The 19266-nt window shown below is 44.6% G+C and carries 12 protein-coding genes; 4 read left to right on the top strand and 8 right to left on the bottom strand.

Going from position 1 to position 19266, the window contains the following annotated elements:
- Positions 1-9: 9 nt before the first annotated feature.
- Genes C4S61_RS12540 through C4S61_RS12550 form a run of 3 tightly spaced genes read right to left on the bottom strand, consistent with a single transcriptional unit; the run spans position 10 to position 3405 of the window.
- Positions 10-981, bottom strand: a complete 972-nt coding sequence (locus C4S61_RS12540) for a polysaccharide deacetylase family protein (RefSeq protein WP_103925148.1) — start codon at positions 979-981, stop codon at positions 10-12.
- Positions 982-1000: 19 nt separating this feature from the next.
- Positions 1001-2203, bottom strand: coding sequence for a hypothetical protein (locus C4S61_RS12545; RefSeq protein ID WP_103925149.1), 1203 nt, complete (start codon positions 2201-2203; stop codon positions 1001-1003).
- 8 nt (positions 2204-2211) lie between these two features.
- Entirely contained in the window at positions 2212-3405 is a 1194-nt protein-coding gene (locus tag C4S61_RS12550) for a glycosyltransferase family protein (RefSeq protein WP_103925150.1), read from the bottom strand.
- A 922-nt stretch (positions 3406-4327) separates the two neighbouring features.
- Between C4S61_RS12550 and C4S61_RS21850 the strand changes: the two genes are divergently transcribed.
- The gene (locus C4S61_RS21850; RefSeq protein WP_160111242.1) at positions 4328-4501 is read left to right on the top strand and encodes a hypothetical protein; all 174 of its coding nucleotides are present in this window, start codon (positions 4328-4330) and stop codon (positions 4499-4501) included.
- A gap of 413 nt (positions 4502-4914) precedes the next feature.
- Positions 4915-5133, top strand: coding sequence for a hypothetical protein (locus C4S61_RS21855; RefSeq protein WP_160111243.1), 219 nt, complete (start codon positions 4915-4917; stop codon positions 5131-5133).
- 214 nt (positions 5134-5347) lie between these two features.
- Here the strand turns inward: C4S61_RS21855 and C4S61_RS12565 are convergent, their stop codons facing one another.
- Positions 5348-6538, bottom strand: a complete 1191-nt coding sequence (locus tag C4S61_RS12565; protein WP_103925152.1) for an ATP-binding protein — start codon at positions 6536-6538, stop codon at positions 5348-5350.
- A gap of 830 nt (positions 6539-7368) precedes the next feature.
- Positions 7369-9189, bottom strand: a complete 1821-nt coding sequence (locus C4S61_RS12575; RefSeq protein ID WP_103925183.1) for an alkaline phosphatase — start codon at positions 9187-9189, stop codon at positions 7369-7371.
- 174 nt (positions 9190-9363) lie between these two features.
- Between C4S61_RS12575 and C4S61_RS12580 the strand changes: the two genes are divergently transcribed.
- A complete protein-coding gene (locus C4S61_RS12580; RefSeq protein ID WP_103925154.1) occupies positions 9364-10425 on the top strand; it encodes a phosphatidylinositol-specific phospholipase C1-like protein in 1062 nt (353 codons plus the stop codon).
- On the top strand, positions 10422-12248 hold the full coding sequence (locus C4S61_RS12585) for a metallophosphoesterase family protein (RefSeq protein WP_103925155.1): 1827 nt from the start codon (positions 10422-10424) through the stop codon (positions 12246-12248). The genes C4S61_RS12580 and C4S61_RS12585 overlap by 4 nt, the downstream gene beginning before the upstream one ends.
- A gap of 1623 nt (positions 12249-13871) precedes the next feature.
- On the opposite strand, the gene C4S61_RS12595 is transcribed toward C4S61_RS12585, so the two are convergent.
- From C4S61_RS12595 to C4S61_RS22325, 3 genes are all read right to left on the bottom strand, one after another.
- Positions 13872-15611, bottom strand: a complete 1740-nt coding sequence (locus tag C4S61_RS12595) for a RagB/SusD family nutrient uptake outer membrane protein (protein WP_103925157.1) — start codon at positions 15609-15611, stop codon at positions 13872-13874.
- Between the two features lie 49 nt (positions 15612-15660).
- On the bottom strand, positions 15661-18720 hold the full coding sequence (locus C4S61_RS12600) for a SusC/RagA family TonB-linked outer membrane protein (RefSeq protein ID WP_235009964.1): 3060 nt from the start codon (positions 18718-18720) through the stop codon (positions 15661-15663).
- A gap of 158 nt (positions 18721-18878) precedes the next feature.
- A partial coding sequence (locus C4S61_RS22325; protein ID WP_235009966.1) for a hypothetical protein occupies positions 18879-19266 on the bottom strand: 388 nt, incomplete at its 5' end.

The following is a 19266-nucleotide window of genomic DNA, read 5'->3' on the forward strand; positions in this document are numbered from 1 at the left end:
AAAGTAGTCTTAAATAAAGATTTCTTTTCTAATAATCTCCGCAGTTTCCTTCATGTTTTTGGATTCCAGCCCATGAGTTTCCATTCTGCCTTTGATCCAGGCCAGAAGAGTTTCCAAAATCTGAAGATTTTCATTTGGATAATGTCCAAAATTGTGCGGATGCCACCACAGATGATACATTTCTCCGAGGTTTATGGCGGTATCGATTTCCTCCTTGATTCGCGCTATTCTTCGTTGGTTGAAAAATGAACCGGATCTAAAGGGACGAAGCAGTCTTGATGCGGGCAAGTGCACCAAAAATTCCCCGTTCCTTACCTCACTGTATGAGGTTCTATTTCCGAGAGGAAATAGGGTATCCCCCGTTCTGAAAATTTTCTTGATCAGATTTTCATTTTCCACCTGTTTCCAAAACCAGTCTGAGGGATTTGTCCTTACAGCCCCAAAACCCTGCTCACTGGCGATTTCCAGGCTTTTTTTAGAATATTGGTTTCTTGGAAAAACCAGGGAATAGTGAATATGCTGAAACTTCTCCCAGGCTATTCGGTTGGCTGCCACTAAGTCTGCCTCCCATTCTTCCAGGCGTTGACCTTTTGCCATTGTGTAATAATGAGAAAAAGAATGGCTTCCCAATTCCTGATTCGGTGTATCCAAGACCAGTTTGACCAGTTCCGGCGCAAAAAGTGCCTCGTTGAAAATCCTGGGTTGAGCCTTCATCCAGGAATACGCAGAGTACAGCTGATTGGTGAAGGAGGGCTTTACATCGGGCGAATAATGCTCCCACTCCTCCCTGCTTTCCGCCATCAGCATACCCACCGTAGCCCAAGTTGCATGGATATCATATTGTGCAAATAAATCCAATATTTTAGGTATAGCAGCCCTCGTGGCCTTATAATAAGCCAGGTTTGGTTCAAGAGGATATTTGTCGAAGCGACCCCAGTGCAATTCGAAATCCAATGAAATTACTACCGTTGATTTATTCACAGGGCAAAATAAAGGATTTTCAAAGGTTCAAATCTGCTTTTGGTTTTTTTCTTTCTTGTAAGAGCAAAAACCAACCAAAACAACCAGCCAATGCCCAAAATGGAAGCAAAGGACTCTTTAATCTAATCATAATTCCCAAAACATTGACGCTGTATGCAACAAAAAGGAAAAATAAAATTAAACTTAGGATAAGTGTCGAAACTGAAATCATTCTTCTTGATTTTGAGCGCGAAAGAAAAGGAATTGGCAATATACCGATAGTCAGAATTCCCAGAAGCAAATTTTCAATACCAAGGATCAAACCCCAACCCGATTTAATCTCTCCGGGTAAAGGTCTAAATCCTACTGTGAACAACTTATAGCCCAACGAATATTCTTCCATAGGAACCAGGGTGTTGGGATTGAAGGTCTTCAAAAACTGATATTGACCCGAACTGAATTCAGCTATGAGGCCCATGGAGTTAATCCCGGTCATATAGATCAAAAGGACTAGACCAAACGTTCCCAATAGCGATATGGCTATACCAAAAACCCATTTCTTAGTCAGAGAAATACGGGCAAGGAAAACCAAATATATGGCTGTGGCTCCCAATACGACTATACCCAGGCTTGGCCTAAGCCAAACCAATAGGCTGATCATAAATAAATAAAGAAAAAGTCGACTGCTGTGAACAGATTTTAAAATCACTATCAGAAAAATCCAGATTAATGCTTCTTTACTCACCAAACCTGTCCAAAAATGAGGGCTGGGAATAAAAAAAACAAGCAAGATACAAATCGAAAACAACTTCGATTTTTTTGAGACTGACCAGTAACGAGGACCAACTAATTCAGCCAATCCTAAAAATCCCAGTAAAGATAACGTAGAATAGATCAGGCAACCGGACAAAAAGTTGAGGCCTAAAATCTTTGAAGGGATATAATTCAGCCACTGAATGAAAAAAGTATTGTAACCCCAATGTTCTATCCATGATTTGGCATGTTGCGACTGATCTGCTGTCAGGTTCCAGTATCGGACTGCATCGCCTCCATACGTCAACACATAGTAAATGCTAAGGATGGATAACAAGTAATGAACGCATATTAAAACCGGAATAAACCAAGATGGATACATTTTAAAAGCCCCTGCTCGGGATTTCCGCTTGAGAACCCAAAAAAGACTGGCAAACAGAAAAATTACTGCAAGTCCATCTACCAAGCCAAAGTGAATCTGAGTGCTCATTCCTTCAACTACTCAAGACCCTTTAGATAATCACTGACTGCAGCTTCTAATCCGAATCGACTGACTGCCCATTGTCTGAGTTCTTGTTTGTCAAATGCCCCCAATTCACTCCAAAGCCGGTAAGTCTTTTCTTTGAAGTCGCCCACTGTGAGATCAACACCAATCACCTCTTTCCTCTCGGAGATCCAAGAAGCCGTGTCACCTATTTGAACCGAGGCTAGCACGGGTAGTCCGGTGAGCAAGTATTCGCCCAATTTAACCGGGAAAAGACCACAGAGACTTGGGGCCGGCAATCTGAGATTGATCCCTAAGTCTCCGGCATTCAGGTATTCAGGTATTTTAGAAAATTCAGTTTGGATTACTTTTATTCTAGTTGAAAGTCCCACTGGAATTTTGTCCTGAATAAACGCTGCATTTCTCGTCAAAATCAGCAATTTGACATTTTCTCCTTTAGAGATAAAAAAATCCGCCAGCTCCATTAGTTGCTCCCAGGCATAAGCTTTACCTAATGATCCGGTGTAAACCCAAACAAAATCTTGGGCATCGAATCCAAGTTCGGCTCTTTTTTCTCTTCTTCTTTGATCATTTATCTGAAAGAGACACTCATCTCTTCCATTACTGACACAGAAAAATTTCTTGGGATTCAGGTTGGGGTGAGTTTTCAAATGCTTGTCTATCGCTTGTTTGGAGCGAGTGAAAATCACATGCGCATGATCCAGCATCAACTTCTCCTGCTTTTGCAGATGGCGATACTGAAAGCTGTCGGTGTTTAATCCGGCAAAATCCACCCGTTCCTGAATAGGAAAGCCATCCGCATCAAAGATTACTTTAAGGTTGTGTGCTTTTATCCATCCATAAATCCGATTGAGCATCAGCGCCGGCATAGTGGAGCGTGGCATAAGCACATCAATTTTATTGTAAAAGATCAGTCTTGTCAGCTGAAATGAGCTTTTCAGTACAGCTATAATTACTCCTAAAGTCGGGATAGGAAATCGGCTAACCTGAAAGTGGAAATAGGTCAAATGCTTAGCTTCTGCCAATTTTTTAATACGGGCTACTTCTTCGTTTTTAGCCCAAGAATACTGCGCTACAAACACCTTGATTCTCTCTGTTTCCTGGAGTTTGGAAAAAATCGGAAAAAACAGGGACTCCAGATAATTTGTCTGATCCGAATCCCAGGTAATGAAGAGCAGGTTTTTCAATTGTATAATTTTAAGATTTCAAGTCTACAATACTTCCCTCGGAAAAGAAAGTGGATTGATTGTCAAGATCCGAATGAATCTGGAAGAAGGTTGAATGAGGAATGGGAAATAGGGAATGGGGAATAGGGAATAAGGAATAGGGAATAGGGAATGGGAAAGAGAAATTGGGAATGGGAAATTGGGAATGAGAAATGAGGAATGGGAATCCCGATAGCTATCGGGAGGGAATGAGGAATTGTTTAGGGATAAATGTTGCTGGATGTCCGATGCCGGATGACCGATGTTTTGAGGGGAGGATGAATGGATTAACAGTGGAATTGGTTGACTGCCGGAGTGCTTAGAATTCAGCGCTCTAGTGGACTTAGGGGAAGTGGAGGGATTTGCTGGACAACAACCCGATGATAAGCCCTCGGTTTTGCACACCGATCGGGGTGGTTTTCGGGATTGCAAATCCCTGAAAATAGTAGGGTCGAATTGCAAATTCGACCCAGCGGAGTGGGTCAGTTTACTCCGAAATGGGTGGGTCAGTATGGGGTAAGATTATCAGGTAGGCTTAAAGATTCTGGTCCATTCAGCACTGAGCAATAGCTACTTCCTGCGGATGCTTTTCGGGAGCATTGGGAAACCTGCCTTGGTCTACCTCTCCCCAGCCCTCTCCTTGAGGAGAGGGAGCTTGCGCAGTGGGCAAATTGAACTTTGGGGTCCAATTTGAAGAAAGATGTGGTGAGCCTGATGGACATTTAATTTTGCTTCTACGAGGAGGCAGTGCCTTTTTTTACCTCTCCCCAGCCCTCTCCTTGAGGAGAGGGAGTTTGCGCAGCGAGCAAGTTGAACATACTGGTTCGAAAAATGAGAGAAATTTAAGGACCGGGCAAATCTGGAATGGTAATCAGATATGAAGCGATAGGCTAGTTGGATTGCAATGAAAGCGTGCCGTAGGTACGCCAGGTTGGTAGCCTTGGGTGGAGCGCTAGCGGAACCCAAGGTAAAAAAGATCAAAAGGCCATTGACCTCGGCGCAGTGGTATGGTGAGGAATGGGAAGTTGGTGCCGAGGAGGAGTTGAATGTTGAATTAGAAATGATGAATGATGAATGATGAATGATGAATGTTGAATGCTGAATGTTGAATGATGAATGTTGAATGATGAATTGTCCATAGTTTAAAGGTTCAGGTATTGTTGAATCGGCTAGTCCAAGGATTGACCACGGAGTGGTCGAACTTCTCAATAGCCCCGGGTGACAACCCGGGGTAAAAAACGTAGACGGGAACCAGCGCTGGCCCAGATTGTTGGCTTGGAAGAAGATGTAGATGCCAGGGCAATGGAAAAGAAGTGCAGACCGCATCGGAAGCAAAAAAGCAGTCCGAAGACGGCATATAGGAAGGCACCAGTCTGAAGACTGGCGCCAATCGGGGTTGGATTACAACGAAAGCGTGCCGTAGGTACGCCAGGTTGGTAGCCTTGGGTGGAGCGCTAGCGGAACCCAAGGTAAAAAAAGATCAAAAGGCCATTGACCTCGGCGCAGTGGTATGGTGAGGAAGGGGAAGTTGGTGCCGAGGAGGAGTTGAATGAGGAATGGGAAATAGGGAATGGGGAATGGGGAATGGAGATTGGAGAATGGAGAATTATCCATGGTTTAAAGGCTCAGGTTTTATTGAATCGGCTAGTCCAAGGATTGACCACGGAGTGGTCAAACTTTTCAATAGCCCTGGGTCTGAACCCGGGGTAAAAACGTAAATGGGTGACAGCGCTGGCTGAGGATGCTGATTTGAAAAGAGCTGTCACTGCCAGCGCAATGGAAAGCGCATTAGAAGGCTTGGTCGTTTTCAGGTCCCAATGGATAAATCGAGAGAAAAGCAGGACAACGGAATGAAGTCCGTCCCCGATGGATATATCGGAGAGGAAATAAGACAACAAGAATTCTCAGAAGGCAGTGATTCGAATCAATACAGAAAGCCAAATAACCACAATGGGATTTTTGTATTAAATCCGGTTTCAATGCCATCGGCGGCTACATAATGATTGGCCTTTTCTGTTTTGGGAAGGTCTTTTCCCATGCCTCCGACTTCTATATTCCATTTATTGTCAATGAGGAAATCCCCGGTTTCCGGCAATGTTAAGCGATGATGATATCCAACCTGATTTAAGAAGAAGGTTTCCCGAAGATTCCCAATATCCACATTTCTGCCCAAAGCAAAGGCTAAATTGGTGTTTTCGAGGTAAAGCTTTTCAGGCTTTTGCAATAATGAAATCCCATCATTGGATTGATAAAGATTTGAGGTCAACTTACTTTCATGGAGGTAGTGGAAGTAGCTGAGCAGGGTGGTTCGATTGATCCCGATTTTCTGACTTAGCTTGGTCACATTGGGAATAAATGGTACAGAATCCGCGATAATGGAAAGCAGCTGTTTGATCTTAGGCACGTATCCCAAGTCAAATTTCCTGAGTTGGGGTAGTTCAACTTCCAAAATCAAATTAACAATTGCTCTCAACTGCTGATCGTATAGCTCGCCGAATTCTCTGGAAAATGGATAATATCCATGTTTCAGGTAATTTCCAAAATATTGAAATGGTTTGAATTGGGAAATCAAGTCATTGGACAGCTCCTGATGTTGATTGATTATCTCTTCCAGGGAAAATACGGGGAGTGTTTTTCCGGTTTCCAAATTCACATACTCTCTAAATGACATACCATTCAGAGGGTACATCAGGGCTCTCCTACTCAGATCAGCGCCTGAATTTAAAATTTCCAATAAGGACGACCCGGTAAAAATCACTTTAAGCTCCGGATAGAAATCATAGATGTTTTTCAGTTCGCGTGACCAAGCGGGATACTTATGCACTTCATCCAAAACGAGGACCTTCCCTCCTACTTTAGAAAACTGATCGGCCAGATCTAACACAGAATGTGTTGAGAACCAAATATGATCCAAGGAGGCAAAAAGTGCTGTATTCCCAGAACTTTCAAACTCCTTTTTCAAATATTGGAGCACGAGGGTTGTTTTCCCAACACCCCTTGCCCCGGTTATACCGATCAATCGGTTATTCCATTGGATGGTATGGATCAGGCTTCGCTGAAAATCGAGTGAGGTACCTCGCAGAAGTTTCTGATAGAGCTCGAAGAGATGTTCCATAATTGTATAGTAGGATACACAAAAATAGATGAAAATTGTTTATTACGATATACGTTTTGAGAATATTTTATGGATGAGGAATGGGGATCCCGATAGCTGTAGGGAGGAAATGAGGAATTGTTCAGGGATTAATGTTGCTGGATGTCCGATGCCGGATGACCGATGTTTTGAGGGGAGGATGAATGGCTTAACTGTGGAATTGGTTGACTGCCGGAGTGCTTAGAATTCAGCGTTCTAGTGGACTTAGGGATGAGTTCGGACCAGAAGAATTTACCTGGGGAAAAGCAGTACAACGAAAGCGTGCTGTAGGTACGCGAGGTTGGTAGCCTTGGGTGAAGCGCTAGCGGAACCCAAGGTAAAAAAAGATCAAAAGGCCATTGACCTCGGCGCAGTGGTATGGTGAGGAAGGGGAAGTTGGTGCCGAGGAGGATTGGAATGTTGAATTAGAAATGATGAATGATGAATGATGAATGATGAATGATGAATTATCCATGGCTTAAAGATACAGGTATTGTTGAATCGGCAAGTCCAAGGATTGAGCACAGAGTGGTCGAACTTTTCAATAGCCCCGGGTAAGGAGGCACGACGCAACCCGGGGAAAGAAAATGATGGTAAAACCCAGCGCTGGCCCAGATTGTTGGCCTGGAAGGAGATGTGGATGCCAGCGCAATGGAAAAGGAGTGCAGACCGCAGCGGAAGCAAAAAAGCAGTCTGAAGACTGCATATAGGCAGGCACCAGTCTGAAGACTGGCGACAGTGCGTTTCGGGATTGCAAATCCCTGAAAATAGTAGGGTCGAATTGCAAATTCGACCCTGCGGAGAAAATGCATTCACTTTGAATGGTACTTTTTCACCAAACCCAACACCTTTTCGAATACTTCATTATTTTCATAGATCCCCATAAAATCATCTGAATGTGGACCATAGGCAAAAATCGGAACTAAGATTCCGGTATGATCATCACTGTGAAAGGCAAGTTCCACCTCCCCTTTTTCCCGATTTCCCTGAGGAATAGACACTCCTCCCGTTTCATGATCAGCGGTTATGATCAGGAGAGTCCCCGGATTTTTATCTGCAAATTGTACCATTTCCCCGACCGTCCGGTCAAAATCCAATACTTCTGTCACAATCGTAGAAGTGCTGTTAGCATGTCCGCCTGAGTCAATCATAGCGGATTCTATCATCAAAAAGAAAGGCTGATTTTTACTCTTAAAAAAGGCGGATGCTCCCATTGCACTTTTTATTAAAAAATCCCCCCTGCCCTTTTCCATGCTTGGGTTAGATCCAATAGAGGAAAAGTATCCGATTCGGTCAGCTTTTGAAAGAGCTAGGTCATCCAGATTACCGAGCATTTCAAAGCCACTTGCCTGTATTGCATCAATCTTGTCGGCAAATGAATTTCTCCCTCCTCCGATAAACAAGTCCAGCTTGCTGTTCGGTAAATACGATGCGATCTGATCCAAATCATCCCGCTCGGAATGATGTGCATAGAAAGAGGCCGGAGTCGCTCCTGTCAATTGATCCGTCGTGATGATGCCTGAATTAAAATTATATTCAGCCAAAATCTCGGGGAGATTTGAAAGTGGCTTCCCTGATGTATCAACACTTAATGCCCGGTTATTCGTTTTTTTGCCTGTGGCAAAAGCGGTGGCCCCTGCCGCAGAATCTGTGGTAAAATCGTCTGCTGCCTGGGTTTTGATCAAGCCAAGGTTTTTCAGTTGAGCCAGATTTAATTTACCTCCATTCACGAAAAGGCCGGCAGAAATCTGTGCCAATCCATTCCCATCCCCTATCATGAGAATAATGTTTTTCACGGGTGCGACCTTACCGTCTGTAGCAAAAGTCGGCTGATATACCTCATGTCTGCTATCGGTTGAAAAAATATTCCGACTCAATGTACTGAGATAACTTTGAGCCATAGCAGGCTGATCCGTATTGATGAAGTCAACACCCATATCATAAAATGCCTTCCAGGCTGACTTGCTGTCAGGCGCTGCCCAAAATCTCACCGGCTTCTGAAAGGAATGAACAGCAGCAACGAATTCTTCCAACTGCAACTTCTCGGATTCTACGATGCGCCCTTTCCCATTCCAAACAGAAAACTGACGGAAGCTCAAGCTGACGATTCCGATCTTTTTCCAGGGCAGATCAGCCGTTAAAGTTTTGCTTTGGTAATCAAAAAACACCCACTCTGGATACTTGGAATAATCCTCTGCTTTGGGACGGTTGCCGGAAACAATCAATTTCAGACCTTTTGGATTTTGAGGAGAAAAGAGAATTCCCTCAAAATCAGCAACTTCTTTCACGATAGCTTCCAAGGTGCTGTAAGCTTCGGTTTTGGAATCAATCAACAAATGAAAGCCAAACGCATTGATCATTCCCAAGTCAACAGCCTTCTGGATCGGCTCCAGGTAGAGTGAACGCAAGGTGAGTTCCGGTTTGATAGTTTCAGCCTCATGCGCCACCATCAAGTTGCCATTTTGCAAAATTACATCCACCTCTATACTTGCTGCACCAGCTCCGAATGCTTCCCAGAAAGGCACATTCCTCAGGTAATCATTATGAGAGTGAAGTTTGAAGTCCTGCTGTGCAAAAAGGAGTACAGGAAATAAAAATAGGCAGACCAAAAGACCCTTTTTCAGATTTTTCATATTCAAAAATACAGGTTGAAATCCAAAAAATCGTGGTTTTCTGAGGGATTTCCGGTGAATTAACAATAGGATAAAACCAAGGAAACACGCCAAAAACATTAACACAAACTTGACCTTTCATTAAATGAATCTTGGTTTAAATCCCCCATCTTTCCCAACAAATCATTTAAAAACATGCGTTACAATTTTATACTGGTACTGTCAATTTCGCTTCAATGCCTTAATCATTTTTCATTTGGCCAAAAACTGAATGAAACTCAGGTCATAGGCAGTCACAACAGCTATAAAAGCGCCATGCCAAGTGAGGTATTGGAGTATTTAAGAAAAATAAATCCCACAGCAGCTCAGAGTCTGGAATACGTACATTTACCGCTTTCTGAGCAGCTGGATCTTGGATTGCGAAATCTGGAACTCGATGTCTTTCATGATCCAATGGGTGGAAAATATACGAATCCGAAGTCAGTGTCCCTGCTTGCTGAAGGAGCTGTGTTTGATGCTAAAAAAGAGCTGCAAGAACCCGGATTAAAGCTTTTTCATGTGCAGGATATTGATGTTCAGTCACATCATCTGCTTTTCAAAAATGCCCTGTTGGAATTGAAAAACTGGAGCGATCAGCATCCGAATCACCATCCCATAGTTGTGCTGATCAATGCCAAGGACGGTCAGGTGCCAATGACGGTCAGTCCACTGCCATTTACCGGAACTGCGCTGGACAGCATCGACCTGGAAGTAAGGACTTATTTGGGAATGGAAAAATTAATCACCCCTGACCATGTACGGGGAGATTTTGAATCACTTGAGGAAAGCGTTTTGGCTGGAAACTGGCCTGAATTAGAGACTGTTAGAGGAAAATTTCTCTTTGTGCTGGATGAAAATGAGGAAAAAATCCGCCGATACCTGGGCGAAAAGCCTCAATTGAGGAATGCGGTCCTTTTTGTCAACTTAAAAGAAGGAAACCCCGAAGCGGGATTCAGAATTATCAATGACCCCGTATCCAATGAAAGCTACATTCAGGATCTGGTGAGAAAAGGCTACATCGTCCGAACCCGGGCCGACTCTGATACCAAGGAGGCTAGATCCGGTGACTACAGCAAATTTGAGAAAGCGAAGGCTTCCGGTGCGCAGGTAATTTCCACCGACTATTACCTTCCATCCAGGTTTTTTCCCTCTGAGTATCGGGTAAATTTTGAGGAAAACAAATTTGAAAGACCTAACCCCATTCTCGGTAAAAAGTGAGGTATCCGAACCTATTCTTTGATTTGGTTGCTACAGGAATGCTCGTTATTGCTGTTCAAGTAACCGTTTTTGGCCAAAATGAAGCAGGGATTAAGGTTGCATTTTTGGCAGACATTCATTTGCAGGATGTATATGGAGACTTTCAGTCGGAAGAGTTTCGGGGGGTGATCAATCCCCGTAACGGAAAACTGGCGACTATCCGTACCATGTCAAGCCAACTCAATTCCACCCGACTCTTTAATGAAAACTACTTTGCGCTTTTGGCGGCTTTGGAAGATCTGAGGCAAAAAGGGATCAAACTCGTGGTGCTTCCCGGAGACTATACTGATGACGGTCAGCCGATGAATATTTTGGGTCTGAAAAAGATCCTCAAGCTGTACTCCGGACAGAATGGCATGCGGTTTTTCATAACCACGGGAAATCATGATCCGGTATCACCCTTTGGTTCGCCGGGAGGAAAGTCTGATTTCCTGGGAGAAAATGGACAAACTCAGGCTGTTTTCAGCCTTCAGAGAACTGATCAATCTTCTTCCGCAATCAGTGCAGAAATAAGATACTGGGGCTATTTTGAAATTTGCGAGGAATTGAAAGACTTTGGGTTTAGTCCCGGCAAGGAGGATTTATTTTGGACACATCCTTTCATTCCCTTCGATTACGAAGGATATGATTTTCAAAGCATAAGTGAAGTGTCTTCGATCCGAACCCGGCTTTTCCCGGATCCCAAGTCAGGCCTGATGCTCCCTGATGCCAGCTATCTGGTAGAACCTGTTGAAGGTCTTTGGCTTTTGGCACTGGACGGAAACGTGTACAGCTATTCCGGCGTTGAAAATCAAATGGACTCAGTGGCATGGAGGGGCTCAAGCATTGGGTTCAATTTGGCCTCCAAAACCAAAGCCCACCAGTTACAATGGATCTCCAGGATCAGTCAGGAAGCGAAAAAACGGGGAAAGACATTGGTTTCCTTCAGTCATTACCCATTGGCAGATTTCCACAACGGGGCATCAGCGGACATGAAAAAACTCTTTGGAGCGGAAAAACTTCAACTCACGAGAGTACCTGATGAACAAGTGTCCAAACTTTATTCCAGAGCAGGAATCCGGGTTCATTTTGCAGGGCACATGCATATCAATGATACCGGATCACTTAATCCCGAAGCGAATGAAGAACTGATAAATATTCAGGTGCCTTCCTTGGCTGCTTTTCCTCCTGCCTACAAGATCATGAATCTTAAAACAGACCATATCATGGAAGTAAAAACCCAACTTTTACAAAAAGTGGATCGATTTGACGAGTTTTTTGATTTGTACAAAATAGAACACCAATGGCTCAGTCAAAAGGCAGGTTTGGACCATTGGGATTTAGGGATATTGGATGCGGTAGACTACCTGGATTTCACGCAACAGCACCTTCAGGAATTGATCAGATTGCGGTTTTTGAAGTCAGATTGGCCGGGTGATTTGGGAGTTTTGGTGAACGGAATAAGTCAATACCAACTCGCAGAATGGTTGGAAGCGCCATCCTCAGACCGGGAAAAATTACTGGATTCCTACTTTCAATCCATTCAGAAATCGAATCAAAAAGGTCCATTGATGGAGGATTTCTATCTCATAAAAAACGGAGGGGATCTCAGTGTGGGACTGATCCCTACAGACAGAATGGAAGTTTACCGAAACCTCGAAAAGAAAAACCTGAACGCAGGCAAAGGGACATTGAATGGACAGTTTGCTGATTTCCTGAGCATTTTCGGTAAACTATGCAAGGGACTGCCTTCGGATGAATTTTTTATTGACTTGGTGGATTTGAGTGTCAAGAGGGTGGATTGAGGCTTTAAGTTTGGTAAACAGACCGCGATCTATCCTACCAAAATTAGATCTCGGCTTGAATGCCAAGCGTCCTGAATTAGACTGTAAAGAATTTGAAAATACAAGCTTTAGATGCAGTTAAATCCAGCGCTGTGTTGTCTATCGCATTTTGCCTTTATGGATAGAGAAATGGATGCCAGAACATTTCAGGCATGCTAACCTTATGAGAAATTTCTGAGGCTCCGGGTGTTTTTTCCTTTGTTACTTTTTGTGGGCCAAAAAGTAACCAAAAAGCCTTGACGTGGCAAAGCTCCAACCGCACGAGGCCGAACGCCGGCCCGCTGCCACGTCGGCCCAACGCGCCCTCCACATCTCGATTTTGCCCTGGTTAAGGTCAGATAGGGAGGTTTCGCCTAAGACTGTGGGATGGTTATAGGCTTGGCAGTGACCGGTAGGAAAATCACTAACCACGGAGTGGGAATGGCGATTGGGGAATGATAAATGATGAATGTTGAATGTTGAATGATGAATTGTCCATGGCTTAAAGATACAGGTATTGTTAAATCGGCTAGTCCAGGAATTGACCACGGAGTGGTCGAACTTTTCAATAGCCCCGGGTGTCAACCCGGGGTAAAAACGTAAACGGGAGACAGCGCTGGCTCAGATTGTTGGCCTGGATGGAGATGTCGATGCCAGCGCAATGGAAATGAATGCCGGAACATTTCAGGCATGCTAACCTTTTGAGAAAAATCTGAAGCTTTGAGTATTTTTTTCCTTTGTTACTTTTTGTGGGCCAAAAAGTAACCAAAAAGCCTTGACGTGGCAAAGCTCCAACCGCACGAGGCCGAACGCTGGCCCGCTGCCACGTCGGCCCAACGCGCCCTCCACATCTCGATTTTGCCCTGGTCGAGGTCAGATAGGGAGGTTTCGCCTAAGACTGTGGGATGGTTATGGGCATGGGAGTGACTGTTTGGGAAATCACTGACCACGGAGTGGTCGAACTTCTCAATAGCCCCGGGTGTGAACCCGGGGAAAAGACGTTAATGGCTGACAGCGCTGGCGCTGGATGCTCATTTGGAAAGAGCTGTCGATGCCAGCGCAATGGAAATGGATGCCAGAACATTTCATCTGTTTATAATTTGATATTTATTGGTCAGATAGCCTGTCCCGATTTTTCTTCGGGAGAATCTCGCATGGTTTATAATCATCCCAGTGTGTGACGATCTTCGTCCTGCTCGATTTCAGGCATGCTAACCTTATGAGAAATTTCTGAGGCTCTGGGTGTTTTTTCCTTTGATACTTTTTGTGGGCCAAAAAGTAACCAAAAAGCCTTGACGTGGCAAAGCTCCAACCGCACGAGGCCGAACGCTGGCCCGCTGCCACGTCGGCCCAACGCGCCCTCCACATCTCGATTTTGCCCTGGTTAAGGTCAGATAGGGAGGTTTCGCCTAAGACTGTGGGATGGTTATGGGCATGGGAGTGACTGTTTGGGAAATCACTGACCCAGAATCGACAGTTTCGATGAGCAAAATGATTTGGGGAGGGTCGAACTATTCCTAAACCAATAATCAAAATCATCCAAATCCACAAAAAAAGCCGAGCGGAATACGTTCGGCTTTTAGCATTATAACCACCTGAGAAATTTTAATACCCCTGATTTTGGACTAAAAATCCTTCTATGTTTGATGACCCGTCGATTGCACGTTGGGGTATCGGGAAGAGTCTTTTGTTGACATCGCTGTCATTTTTCTCTGTCCAGCTGTCCTCGTATTTTCCAAATCTGATCTGATAAGTTCTTCGAAGACCTTCCCAGTACAGTTCAAATCCTGACTCACGGAATAAGATTTCCAGGTCAATGGAATTCAATGGAGCGGGTGTCTGTGCAGGGCGGGCATTTCTTGAGGTTCGCAAGGTATTGACATCTGCCAAGGCTCCCGCATTATCTCCTTTTCTCAATTTCGCTTCTGCGCGCATCAGGTAGATTTCTCCCAGTCGGATCAGGACGATATCTACGCTACTTCTACTGCAGCAGTCTTGGGCAGTTCGGCTAAACTGATATTTTGAAAATCGGTGTCCGGTATTATGGAGACTTCCTTCGTTGGAGAAATCCACCTGAAGGTTGTGATCTACATACCGGATATTTGCGCCGCTGCTTCTTCTGTTGATCACAGGGTAGATTCTGACTTTACCATCTTCACATCGGAGGATATTTCCGCTGCCGTCCTTTCTGGGCCCCCAAATTATCCCTCTCAAAATTCCCCGATCCATCTCAAATTCTTCTGCTTCCACACAATAATAGTGTTCTTCATCATTGGTAGGATTTACTCCCGTCAGGTCGCGGAGATTTTCGGGAATGAGGGTGTTCTCCTGAAAGAAACGGGCATCCGCTTCTGCAGGATCCACGTCGCCGTAGGCATCATACCAAGTCTGGATGAACGTAGGTGTTGCGGCTGTCGCATCAGTGCCACGCGTATTTGGAAATTCGGGCCTTGGGATCTGGTCTCCGGAGATAGACCAATATTGCCATCTGCTATGCTCGGTCTGAAGTACTCCTCGCTGGTCCAGGGAAAAGATGATTTCAGGATTGGTGTTGTTGTCATCGTTGAATAAATCAAAATACTCCGGTGACAACGAATAGCCTGCATTAATGATGTTGGTGGTGTATTCGATCACCTTGTCCATATCTTCCGGGTTGAAATTTGGGGTACCGTATGGATCACGATAAACTGCGGCATTCAAATAGAGTCGGGCTAACAGAGCCTCCACCGCATGTTTATTCATTCTGCCGGGGCCATTGCCACTGCTGATAAGATTGACCACTGACAGCAGTTCGGACTCCAAGTATTCCACAGCTGCTTCTCTCCTCAGAATTTCAGATTGCTGACTGGACTGATTCTTTTTGAATACCAAACCCCAGTTATCCAAAGCCAACATATTGAGGTAGGCTTTCATGGCTACCATTTCATAAAGTGGGTTTTGTGCACTGGTATTGCCATTTTCCACTTCCAATTTCAATTGCTCTTCGGCTGCCACAGCTCTGGACAGCGTCAGCGTAATGAAAGTCCAGGAGTCTCCGACCAGGCTATTGGTTGGAGTCATCAAATGCTGGTGAACGGCAATAAATTTACCTCCGTCAAACCAGTCAGTTCCCCCTCGGTAGGGAAGGATAGCTTCATCGGATGCCACTTCCTGAAGTCCAAAGTTGACCGTATGAAGCCAAACCTGACGCAACATTCCATAGACCGGAGCAATGGAACCACTTACAATTTCGGCCTGACCTGTGCCAGTCAGAGATTCATCGAGAACTTCTTCATCCAAAGTAGTACAGCTAAGAAAGGCCAAAAGAAAGGCGGCTGTCGGAATTAATTTTCTAAAATTTATCATCTTTATTTTCTTTGTTTTTTCTGAAAGATTGAATAGTTAGCTACTCGTCTTAAAAGGTTAAATTAAGGTTGACCATAAAAGTCCTGGCTCTTGGATAGGTAAATCGGTCAATCCCGAAGGTTTGGATTCCTGCTGAGGTGGCTCCTGTATTGACTTCGGGATCAAATCCGGAATAGTCTGTGATCACAAACAGATTTTGACCTGTTACTGCCACTCTGATAGTTTCAAATGCATTACCCATTCCGATTTGACCGGGGTTGACATTGTATCCCAGGGTTGCATTGTTCAGCCTGAAGAAGGCCCCGTTTTCCAAGAATCGGGTTGAGACCGTATTGGCATTGTTGAAGGATTCTTCCGGGAATTGTACCGCAAAGGCTGTGGTATTGTTAGACCTTGAGAGTTGAGCTTTTGTGAACAGGGACATGGTGGTGTGATTGTAGATTTTGTTTCCCGCTCCCCCGTTGAAATTCAGTCCCAAGTCAAAATTCTTATACCTCATGTTGGTATTGATGCCGTAGATTACCTTTGGAATGGCACTGCCTACGACACTCCGGTCATTGTCCAGGATTTCCCCGTCACCATTGATATCCACAAATCTGTTGAGCCCATCCTCACCAATACCGTCAAACTGTAGCATATAAAAAGCTCCGATGGGTTGATTGTTGATGTAGCCGTTGATGGTAGCACCGGTTTGCCCGGCACCTTGAGCGGCACCAGTTGTCAACACCGAGTAGGGAGAGTCTCTTACTTCATTACTGATAAAGGTGACATTTCCACCGATTTCGTAGGAGAATGTACTTTGGGGCTTGCTGCTATAATTGAGGGCCAGTTCGATCCCACTGTTGAAGATTTTCATGTTATCGATATTATCCCAGAAAGTAGAGGTAGGCTGGACCGGGTCAGCCGGGACTACTTCAAGCAAAATATTGGAGGACACTTTGTTGAAATAATCCAGCGTTCCAGTCAACCGGTAGTCAAAAAATGCAAAGTCAATTCCTACATCAAATTGCGTGGAAACCTCCCATTGCAAATTCGGATTTGCCAAACGGGTAAAGACGATCCCATACGGGTAGCTATCGAGCGTGTTGCCGTCGGTGTCGATGGGATACGTATTGAGACTACCGGCACCGTTGGCCAGGCGGTCTTCTGAGAAACTTGCCTTGGTAATTTTGGAAGGAATCTCCTGGTTGCCTGTTTGCCCCCAACTGGTACGTAGTTTCAGGTTATTGAAAAATGAGTTGGCCATAAAGCCTTCTTTACTCAAGTTCCAGCCCAGCGCAAAAGAGGGAAAGTAGCCGTACTTGTTATTAGCTCCAAACTTGGAGGAGCCATCTGCCCGAAAGGTAGCCGTGAACAAGTACTTTTCATCATAGATGTAGTTTAATCGGCCGAAATAGGACTGCAGTTCGTTACGGGTTGCCGCTGAATTTACCGTTGTTGGGAATTCGGTGGTACTGTTGTGGTCTTGATATCTTGGTTCGATATTATTTGCCGCAAATCCTCTTGCCGAAGTTCCTCTGAACTCATCCAAAAATGTCTGATAGGAGTGTCCGACTAGCACCGTGAAGTTATTCTTGTAATTATTCCAATTGTAGGTCAGGGTGTTTTCTACCAGACTGTTGGTATTAGCGGAGATTAATTCATCCAATGAGCCATTGGAAACATTGGATTCATTGACAACCTCAGTGTATGGCTTGTATTGGATGTATCTACTGGTATTGGAATAATCCACCCCAAGGTTTAGCTTGTAAGTAAGTCCGTCCAGAATTTCAAAAGATGGGGAGATTGTACCCAAGATTCTGTTGTTTGCAGCATCATCGCTGTAGAGCTCATTTCTTTTGATTGGGTTGAGTGCGTTGGTATTGAGCAAAGTAGGTTGGCCATTGGTGAATGCAGGGATGGTTGGATTCAGATAAAGCATGTCACTGGTAATGGAACCGATTGCAGGCCTCAGGTTTTCGGTGAAGGAGGCTGTCAAGTTGTAGTCAACGATCAGTCTGCCTTCGAAGGCTTTCTGATTCATATTCAATTTTCCCGAATAGCGCTTTAGTTCTGAGTTTTTGAGGATCCCTTCCTGATTTTGATAGCCCAGGGATGCGAAATAGGAAAATTTTTCTGTGTTGGCGCCGCTCATGGACAAGCTGAAATCCTGGGAGAGCCCCACTTGAGTCAATTCATCCTGCCAGTTGGTGTTTCCGCCAAAATCTTCCAGGGCACCCCCTACAGCTACTACCTGTCTGCGAAATTCATCCGCACTAAAGACATCGATTGGATTAGCCATCGCTGACCAGGCAGTGGATTCGGATACGTTGACTCGGGAAGTTCCTGCTTTACCTTTTTTGGTGGTGATTACAATGACTCCATTCGATGCTCGCGATCCATATAGCGCGGTGGCGCTGGCATCCTTCAACACATCTATACTTTCGATATCATTAGGATTCAGAAAGTTGAGCGGATTTGAGGCAATACCGGTATCAGAATTATCCAACAAAAAGCCATCCAAGACATAAAGTGGCTGTGTTCCGGAACGCAGACTACCAATTCCCCGGATGATGACATTTTGATTTGCACCGGGTTCCCCGCTGGTAGAGGTAATGTTGACCCCTGCAATTTTGCCTTGCAGCAGGTCGACCGGGTTGGTGATTACCCCACGGTTGAAGTTTTCATTTTTCACAGAACCAATAGCACCGGTCACATCCGATCGCTTTTGGGTACCATATCCTACCACCACCAGTTCATCCAATTGCCTGGCGTCCGGTTCCAGTTGAATGCTCAGAGAAGAACGTCCATTTACAGAAACCTCCTGAGCTGTATAGCCCAGGTAGGAAATTACCAAGACGGCATCAGCAGGCACATCAATGGAAAAATTCCCATCCAAATCTGTGATGGTTCCGTTGGTGGTACCTTTAACCAGAATTGCAGCACCGGGCAAAGGGGCTCCCGTTTCATCCTGGACAGTACCAGTAATTACTGCCAAGATTTCCCTGTTTGAATCTACAGACAGGGCGTAAGCCTGAGACGCTGCAAATCCCCAGGATAAAAAGATCAAACTGCAGACTAAATGCAATCGGAGCATTTTCCGGGTCTGCCTAATGGTAAAATTTCCCATGTTTTAAAGGTTTAAATGAAGGTTTAAACCACAAAATTAGGCTCTGAAACTCCGTGGATGAGGTAGAAATGATGAAGGTTTCGTGAAGTTACTTCAATGATTTTTTTCAAAAAGCTATCAGTATTTGATGAAAAATTGATTTTTAGATTAGGAAAATGTTAAAGGGGAAGAGAGGTGTTGAATGAGAAATGAGGAATGGGGATCCCGATAGCTATCGGGAGGGAATGAGGAATTATCCATAGCTTAAAGACACAGGTATTGTTGAATCGACTAGTCCAAGGGTTGACCACAGAGTGGTCAAACTTTTCAATAACCCCGGGTAAGGAGGCACGACGCAACCCGGGGAAAGAAAATGATGGTAAAGCCCAGCGCTGGCCCAGATTATTGACCTGGAAGGAGATGTGGATGCCAGGGCAATGGAAATGGATGCCAGAACAATTCATCTGTTTATAACTTGATTTTAATTGGTCAGATAGCCTGTCCCGATTTTTCTTCGGGAGAATCTCGCATGGTTTATAATCATCCCAGTGTGTGACGATCTTCGTC

The sequence above is a fragment of the Algoriphagus boritolerans DSM 17298 = JCM 18970 genome (assembly GCF_900108085.1).
Lineage (GTDB): Bacteria > Bacteroidota > Bacteroidia > Cytophagales > Cyclobacteriaceae > Algoriphagus > Algoriphagus boritolerans.